We start from the raw sequence: 7,009 nt of genomic DNA, 5'->3' as shown, positions 1-7,009 counted from the left end.
AGAGAATAAGCTAAAACAAATTGCCATCATAGCGACAACTTGCTTTAGGTTACTTTTATGTAGTATGTGTAGTATGTTTATATAGGTATTTAACATTCTTATTATCTATTTATATATATGTAACCAGTTTTAGATTTCATATTATCTTCTGATTCGCCATAATTTAATATATAAAAATATGTACCTACTGGTAATTTATTTTCAGTTTTAACCGTCGCCCTTGCTGTTGAAACAGCAGCAAAATTATTGCTTTCTGTATTGTAAGAGCTTGTAGAAAAAACCAAAACACCCCATCTATTAATAATCTGAATGTTATTATTCGGAAAGTTTTCCAAACCGTCTATTCGCAGTACATCATGAACTCCATCTCCATTTGGTGTAATAATATTGAATACTTCCAACTCATTTTCGCTTTCAACTAAATTCGGTTCCAAATAATTTGGAATTCCATTACCATTACTATCGTCATTAGCATAGTTGCCATCTAAGTTTATATCTTCATTTATAGTCTCTATTCCATCATTATCATCATCGGTATCCCTATAATCCGACTCTAAATATCCATCAGTATTTGGCAAATCGTTGAAAGGATCATCTATTTCATCGTTTACATCTATATCTATAGTAGATTCGCCTTCAAAACCATCGTCCAGACCATCGTTATCTTTATCTGAACCAATGCTGACAACATCTGCTATACCATCGTGGTCATAGTCATGAGCTTCAATAGCATCTAATACATTATCGTTATCACTATCCTCATCTAAATAATCTGGTAAGTTATCACCATCGGTATCTACAGGGAATAAACCTGTTAAACCATTAGCTTCATACGCATCATCTAAACCATTGGTATTCGCATCGATCCCTGAAGGTGGATTGTATTCTGCAGTTGCCTGTGCCTCAACATTATCCGGTATACCATCGCCATCGGCGTCTATATCCAAATAATCCGGAAATCCGTCACCATCTGTATCTGTAGGATCTGTAGAAGGGTCATTATCTCCATCGGAATTTAAATCTTCAAAACTATCGGTAATACCATCATTATCGCTATCTAAATCACTGAAATCATCGGTTACATCCCTAAAATCGATGTCTCCTCCGTTTAAGGCATTATTATCAAAATCTGGAAGAATTACCGTACCTGAAAGTGGATTGTCAATGGTACCACCAACATCTGAATAATCTACAGTTGTATCGGTTTCATCATCCAAACCATCATTATCTATATCATTACCTGTTAAAGTTATACCGGCTTCAATAGTATCATTACTTCCTTCGTTGTCAGAATCCAAGTCTAAATAATCTGGATTATCGGCACCATCTGTATTTGTTGGAGATAATCCTCCTAAATAGGCAGAGTTTACTCCGTCATTTGCTAAATATGTGGCAGAATCATCTGTATTCGGTGGTGTATAACCAACCGTAGTTTGTGCTTCTACGTTATCAGGAATACCATCATTGTCAGAATCAAGATCTAAGGAATTGATAATCGAATCACCATCAAAATCAAGATCACCTTCAACAGTATCTAAAATACCGTCGTTATCATCATCTAAATCTACGTCATCTGTTACACCATCACCATCCGTATCTATTCTATCATCAATAGTATCCCTGAAATCCAAATCTCCACCTGTAGAGGCATCGGCATCTACATCTGGCAAGGGTGTCGCTATCGGATCATCTATGGTACCACCAACATCTGTATAATCTGCAGTTGCATCGGTAGCATCGTCCAGACCGTCCAAGTCCGTATCCGTGCCCGTTAATGTTATTGCTGCTTCGGCAGTATCATCTATTCCATCGTTATCAGAATCTGAATCCAAATAATCTTCGGTATCGGTGCCATCTGTATTCTCAGGGGTCAGACCGCCCGTATACGCAGTATCAACACCATCGGCATCAACTATACCACTCGGGGCAATATAGTTTACACTTGTTTGTGCCTCCACATTATCTGGTATACCATCATTATCACTATCTAAATCAACTATATTAGGTATACCATCATTATCAATATCGCAAGTAAATTGAGGAATGTTATAAAAGCCAGTGTTTGAAATACCTGAGGTCTGTGAGGTAGTTCTATTATTTGTAACATTGGGTCCTATACCTAATACTAATATTATTTTATCTAATAAATTAGTACCAAAATCTGCTGTAAAGTGATTAGATGCGTCTTCAACAGCTGCATTATTTACTGTACTCATTGAAGCGTCAAAAGTGGTAAGGCTTGTTGGTAATACCACCCCTGGTATAGCGTTTACATCATTTACAGCTACTGTACTCTGATTTAAATTAGCACCAATATTTGTAAATGTAGGCACTACAGCCGTACTGCCATTATATCCAATAATAGATCCCATTTCCCAGCCAATAGCATTACCATCAATATCGACCATTCCGAAATTATCACCAACCTCTACCGGTTCGCTAAAGCTTACCTCGAGATAAACATAATCTTGCCAACCGCCAGAATTGTTATCTGCCGAGTTTCGTGGTTGTGTTTGAATAATTGTATAGTTCGGATAATCTGTAAATGCATTACCACTTTCAGTACCGACTACACCAGTTCCTGCGCCACCATAAGCAGACGTTATTACAATACCATTTATTGTAACTGTACCATTACCATTGTCTACAGAATCGGAAATATCTAAATCTGTACATTCGATACTATCTAAAATACCGTCGTTATCATCATCTAAATCTACGTCATCTGTTACACCATCACCATCCGTATCTATTCTATCATCAGAAGTATCCCTGAAATCCAGATCACCACCTGTAGAAGCATCGGCATCTAAATCTGGCAAGGGTGTCGCTATCGGATCATCTATGGTACCACCAACGTCTGTATAATCTGCAGTTGCATCGGTAGCATCGTCCAGACCGTCCAAGTCCGTATCCGTGCCCGTTAAGGTTATTGCTGCTTCGGCAGTATCATCTATTCCATCGTTATCAGAATCTGAATCCAAATAATCTTCGGTATCGGTGCCATCTGTATTCTCAGGGGTCAGACCGCCCGTATACGCAGTATCAACACCATCGGCATCAACTATACCACTCGGGGCAATATAGTTTACACTTGTTTGTGCCTCCACATTATCTGGTATACCATCATTATCACTATCTAAATCAACTATATTAGGTATACCATCATTATCAATATCGCAAGTAAATTGAGGAATGTTATAAAAGCCAGTGTTTGAAATACCTGAGGTCTGTGAGGTAGTTCTATTATTTGTAACATTGGGTCCTATACCTAATACTAATATTATTTTATCTAATAAATTAGTACCAAAATCTGCTGTAAAGTGATTAGATGCGTCTTCAACAGCTGCATTATTTACTGTACTCATTGAAGCGTCAAAAGTGGTAAGGCTTGTTGGTAATACCACCCCTGGTATAGCGTTTACATCATTTACAGCTACTGTACTCTGATTTAAATTAGCACCAATATTTGTAAATGTAGGCACTACAGCCGTACTGCCATTATATCCAATAATAGATCCCATTTCCCAGCCAATAGCATTACCATCAATATCGACCATTCCGAAATTATCACCAACCTCTACCGGTTCGCTAAAGCTTACCTCGAGATAAACATAATCTTGCCAACCGCCAGAATTGTTATCTGCCGAGTTTCGTGGTTGTGTTTGAATAATTGTATAGTTCGGATAATCTGTAAATGCATTACCACTTTCAGTACCGACTACACCAGTTCCTGCGCCACCATAAGCAGACGTTATTACAATACCATTTATTGTAACTGTACCATTACCATTGTCTACAGAATCGGAAATATCTAAATCTGTACATTCGATACTATCTAAAATACCGTCGTTATCATCATCTAAATCTACGTCATCTGTTACACCATCACCATCCGTATCTATTCTATCATCAGAAGTATCCCTGAAATCCAGATCACCACCTGTAGAAGCATCGGCATCTAAATCTGGCAAGGGTGTCGCTATCGGATCATCTATGGTACCACCAACGTCTGTATAATCTGCAGTTGCATCGGTAGCATCGTCCAGACCGTCCAAGTCCGTATCCGTGCCCGTTAAGGTTATTGCTGCTTCGGCAGTATCATCTATTCCATCGTTATCAGAATCTGAATCCAAATAATCTTCGGTATCGGTGCCATCTGTATTCTCAGGGGTCAGACCGCCCGTATACGCAATATCAACACCATCGGCATCCACCGTACCGCTCGGGGCGGTATAGCTTGCACTTGTCTGTGCTTCTACATTATCCGGTATACCATCGCTATCACTATCTAAATCTAATGCATCAGCAATATCATCGGCATCAAAATCAGACAGCACATAATTTACAGTATACCCATCAGGATCTGTCTGCACTGCATCTGGAATACCATCTTCGCCAACTGTTGCGTCTACTACGCCAGCAGTATGTGATTGGTCATGACCAGCTTCATCGGCATCTAAAATACCATCGTTATCGGCATCTAAATCTAAATTATTCGGTATACCATCTAAATCGCTATCACATGCAAATGCGGTAAGCGAACTAAAATCTATCTCCACACCTGATCTTTGAGTACCGTTATTATTAACAGCAGGACCACCGAGTGCGTAAATTACAATAACAGAATCTACGGCATCAGACCCAAAATCTGCAGTAAATTGAGCTATTGAGTTATGCTCATCTACATCTCCTGGCTGTGAAATAGAACTATCTCCCGTCTCTAGACTGGTAGGGAAATTGGCATATCCTGGTATGGAAGCAATTACGGGATAACTTTGCGTGTTCACTAAAGCTCCTACATTTGTGTAAGTAGGCAATACTGCCGTGCTACCATTAAAGCCGATTACACTTGCCATTTCCCAATTAGAGGCTCCGTCCAAGTCTACAACTTTAAATATATCGCCGATTACCATTGGCTGACTGAACTCAACAATGGTATAGGTATAGTTTTCCCAACCATTGCTATTGTTATCGTACGAACCATTTCTATTTAAAACAAGGGTTGAAATACTTTTATCTCCAGAAAATGCATCTCCATGAACGGGATGAACCGTGCCATCGCCACCAACTACACCTTCTAAATAGGTTACCGTTATTCCGTTAATATCTATACTATCGCCATTGTCGGACCCTATATTCACCAAGGACGATGAAACACACTCGTCGGTATCCAAAATACCATCGTTGTCATCATCTAGATCTTCCTCGTCCACTATACCGTCACCATCCGTATCTAAACGATCATCAGTATCATCCCTAAAATCCAGATCTCCTCCGGTAGAAGCATCGGCATCTAAATCTGGCAAGGGTGTCGCTATCGGATCATCTATGGTACCACCAACATCTGTATAATCTGCAGTTGCATCGGTAGCATCGTCTAGACCGTCCAAGTCCGTATCCGTGCCCGTTAATGTTATTGCTGCCTCAATGGTATCATCTATTCCATCGTTATCAGAATCTGAATCCAAATAATCTTCGGTATCGGTGCCATCTGTATTCTCAGGGGTCAGACCGCCCGTATACGCAGTATCAACACCATCGGCATCCACCGTACCGCTCGGGGCAATATAGCTCGCACTTGTCTGTGCTTCTACATTATCTGGTATACCATCATTATCACTATCTAAATCAACTATATTAGGTATACCATCATTATCAAAGTCACATGCTAATTCCGGAATATTATAATAACCGGTATTGGAAGTTCCTGAAGATTGATTGCTACTGCCACCAGTTACATTTTCACGCCCTAGACCATAGAGAATAATTACTCTGTCTACTAAATTAGTACCAAAATCAGCAGTGAATTGACCATCCGGGTCTTCATCTTGTATGTTACCAGGCGTACTTGCAGCCGTATTCAAAGAAGTAAGAGAACTTGGTAACACAACACCTGGTATTGCATTAACATCAACTACGGCAACCGTACTTTTAGCTAGATATGATCCTACATTAGTAAATAAAGGTACTACAGCAGTAGTGCCATTATAACCAATAACAGACCCTATTTCCCAGCCGGAAGCATTACCCCCCATATCAACCATACCAAATGTATCGCCTACCTCTACAGCTTGGCTAAAGGTAATTTCAAGATAGATATAATCTTCCCAACCATCACCATTACCATCAGAGTCTACGCGCGGAGTTGCTTGAATTGCGGTATAATTCGGGTAGGTTGAATTTACATTTCCACTATTAGAACCATTGGCACCAGTTCCTACACCACCATAGGTAGATGTAATAGTTATGCCATTTCTAGTAATAGAACCATCAGGGTTGGTGATAAAATTTGAGTCCGGACATTCATCCGCGTCTATAATACCATCATTATCATCATCTAAATCAGCGGTATCACCAACACCATCATCATCTACGTCACCAACTATTATGGTGCTACTCGCAATAGCACAATTGGTAGGTGTTGAAATCTGACAAATTTGATATTCTAATGTATAGCTTCCATCTGCGGTACCTGCATCTACAGTAAACATACCTGTGTTAGTATCTAAGGTTATCCCTGATGGGTTAGTTCCATTAGGGTCTGCCGTTAAAGATACATCCGTGCCAATTACAGGTGTATTACCGTCCAAAAAATCATTAGCAACAACGTTTTCAGTTAATACCTCGCCTGGTGCTAAAACAGTACTGAAAGAATCATCTACAGCCTGTATTTGACCGTAAACCCCGTTTAAACCAAAAAGGATCAAAAAGAGAACTATTATTTTGGTTTGTACTTTAACTAAGTGTAATTCCATTGGAAATTTTTTAATATACTTGGGCTTTATTTTTTTGTTAAAAGAACCTTGGTGATTTCAAGTTATTCTTAGTAGTGATAAAGTCATATCTGAAGATGACCTCAAATGAACCATCATTAAAGGTGGCATTGCCAAGCTCTGTAGTTTCCTTGTCGTAAGCTATGCCTATTAGAAATTTATTCGACACATTAAATCCTGCCATACCACTAAATGCAGCATCCCATCTGTAGGCCGCTCCCAATATAAATTTA

Annotated in this window: 2 protein-coding genes; both read right to left on the bottom strand. The window is 39.3% G+C overall.

Going from position 1 to position 7,009, the window contains the following annotated elements; translation table 11 throughout:
• Positions 1–101: 101 nt before the first annotated feature.
• Complete coding sequence (locus ACJJVP_RS00035) at positions 102–6,758, bottom strand: gliding motility-associated C-terminal domain-containing protein (RefSeq protein ID WP_405409760.1); 6,657 nt, start codon at positions 6,756–6,758, stop codon at positions 102–104.
• Between the two features lie 37 nt (positions 6,759–6,795).
• A partial coding sequence (locus ACJJVP_RS00030; RefSeq protein WP_405409758.1) for a type IX secretion system membrane protein PorP/SprF occupies positions 6,796–7,009 on the bottom strand: 214 nt, incomplete at its 5' end.

Origin of the sequence: Maribacter sp. Asnod1-A12, assembly GCF_045063735.1 — a bacterium.
In the GTDB taxonomy this organism is placed as follows: domain Bacteria; phylum Bacteroidota; class Bacteroidia; order Flavobacteriales; family Flavobacteriaceae; genus Maribacter.
Note: the sequence above shows the minus strand (reverse complement) of the source record. Positions and strands in the feature narration are given on the sequence as shown.